Consider the following 1,197-nt stretch of genomic DNA (forward strand, 5'->3'; position numbering starts at 1 on the left):
CCTTCGAGCCGAAGGCAGGCGGGCCATTGCCGTAGTGCCCGGGGCCTCAGCCGATCAGGGTCCTCACGACCGGGGCGAGGGCGCGGAAGGCCTGGCCGCGGTGGCTGATGGCGTTCTTCTCGGCGGGGGTCAGCTCCGCGCAGGTGCGGGTCTCGCCGAGGGGCTGGAGGATCGGGTCGTAGCCGAAGCCGCCGGCGCCGGCGGGGGCGGTGCGCAGGGTGCCGAGGAGGCGGCCCTCGACGACGCGCTCGGTGCCGTCGGGGAGGGCGAGGGCGGCGGCGCAGAAGAAGTGGGCGCCGCGGTGCTCGGGGGCGATGTCGGAGAGCTGGGCGAGCAGCAGGTCGAGGTTCGCCCGGTCGTCGCCGTGCTTGCCGGACCAGCGGGCGGAGAAGATTCCGGGGGCGCCGTTCAGGACGTCCACGCACAGGCCGGAATCGTCGGCGACGGCCGGCAGGCCGGTGGCGCGGGCCAGGGCGTGCGCCTTGAGCAGGGCGTTCTCGGCGAAGGTGACACCGGTCTCGGGGACGTCGGGGATCTCCGGGTAGGCGTCGGCGCCGACCAGTTCGACGTCCAGGCCGGCGTCGCCGAGGATGTCGCGCAGCTCGGCGACCTTGTGCTGGTTTCGGGTGGCGAGGATGAGTCGAGTGGTCATGGAACCACCCTAAACCGAGCAAACGGCGTGATTCCGCGTCAGCCGGTACAGACCTTGGTGAGGTTCGAGGCGGCGTCGCCGAGCGGCTTGAAGTCCGGCACCTGCTTGTTGTTGACCGCCTGCTGGACCTTGTCGACCTGGGTGCTGAGGTCGGTGATGGCCTGGGCGACGTCGGTGTCCTTGGAGTTCTTGCCCAGCTGGTCGAGGTCGTTCTTCAGCTTCTGCAGCGCCTGCCCGGCGGCGGCCGCGTCGTTGCTGGCGTTGCTGTAGGCGTTGCTGACCTCGTTGATGTCCCCGGTGATCTTGACCGCGGTGTTGCCGCAGTCGAGCGCCTTCTGCGCGGCGGAGCAACTGACCGCGCTGAGCGGGAGGATGGCGATCAGGCCGGCCACGGCGAGCATGGTGGGGCGGGCGATGCTCTGGGGCATCCGGTCCTCCTGGGTGCGCGGGTATCCGGAAGGGAAGGACGCGCGCTGAGGGGTGCGCGGTTCCCGCAACGGGTGCTGCGGGAACCGTACGGGCTCCGGGCCCGGCGTGTACAGCGG

Annotated in this window: 2 protein-coding genes; both read right to left on the reverse strand. The window is 71.3% G+C overall.

Features of this window, described 5'->3' with window-relative positions; genetic code table 11:
• Window positions 1-46: 46 nt before the first annotated feature.
• Window positions 47-652 (reverse strand): RdgB/HAM1 family non-canonical purine NTP pyrophosphatase, encoded by a 606-nt coding sequence (rdgB, locus tag ACFU74_RS37330; RefSeq protein ID WP_380764587.1) that lies wholly within the window; start codon window positions 650-652, stop codon window positions 47-49.
• Between the two features lie 38 nt (window positions 653-690).
• On the reverse strand, window positions 691-1,080 hold the full coding sequence (locus ACFU74_RS37335) for a hypothetical protein (RefSeq protein WP_380764588.1): 390 nt from the start codon (window positions 1,078-1,080) through the stop codon (window positions 691-693).
• Window positions 1,081-1,197 lie beyond the last annotated feature (117 nt).

The sequence above is a fragment of the Kitasatospora sp. NPDC057500 genome (genome assembly GCF_042802195.1).
Taxonomy (GTDB): domain Bacteria; phylum Actinomycetota; class Actinomycetes; order Streptomycetales; family Streptomycetaceae; genus Kitasatospora.